This is a genomic window from Marinobacter vulgaris (assembly GCF_003344045.1).
Taxonomy (GTDB): domain Bacteria; phylum Pseudomonadota; class Gammaproteobacteria; order Pseudomonadales; family Oleiphilaceae; genus Marinobacter; species Marinobacter vulgaris.
This window is the reverse complement of record NZ_QFWX01000055.1, coordinates 1-376: the sequence shown is the minus strand read 5'-3', so window position 1 is coordinate 376 and position 376 is coordinate 1. Positions and strand designations below refer to the sequence as shown.

Annotated in this window: 1 protein-coding gene; it reads right to left on the bottom strand. The window is 52.9% G+C overall.

Annotated elements, in window-relative coordinates; all coding sequences use genetic code 11:
- Positions 1 to 8 precede the first annotated feature (8 nt).
- On the bottom strand, positions 9 to 376 hold a 368-nt coding region (locus DIT71_RS17770; RefSeq protein WP_147271478.1), incomplete at its 5' end, for an integrase core domain-containing protein.

The window sequence follows — 376 nt, the reverse complement described above, 5'->3', positions numbered from 1 at the left end:
TGTAGTGGTCAACTAATCCCGGACAGTATTTTAAGTTTTTCTTCCGCAATCACCGGTGGCATGCCTTCATTGAACGTATGAGGACGCTGCCGGTTGTAGTAGTCCATCAGGTAGTCGCCAATATCCTTCCTGGCATCAGGAATCGACCGATATCCCAGTGAAGGGATCCATTCGCTCTTCAAGCTTCGAAAGACTCGTTCCATTGGGGCGTTGTCCCAGCAGTTTCCCCGGCGACTCATGCTTTGCTCCATGCGGTAACGCCAGAGCCTCTGACGAAATAATCGACTGGCATACTGACTGCCCTGGTCGGAGTGGAACAGAACCCCAGCGGGCTTCCCCCGTTGCTCATACGCATGATCCAGGGCTTTCACTACCA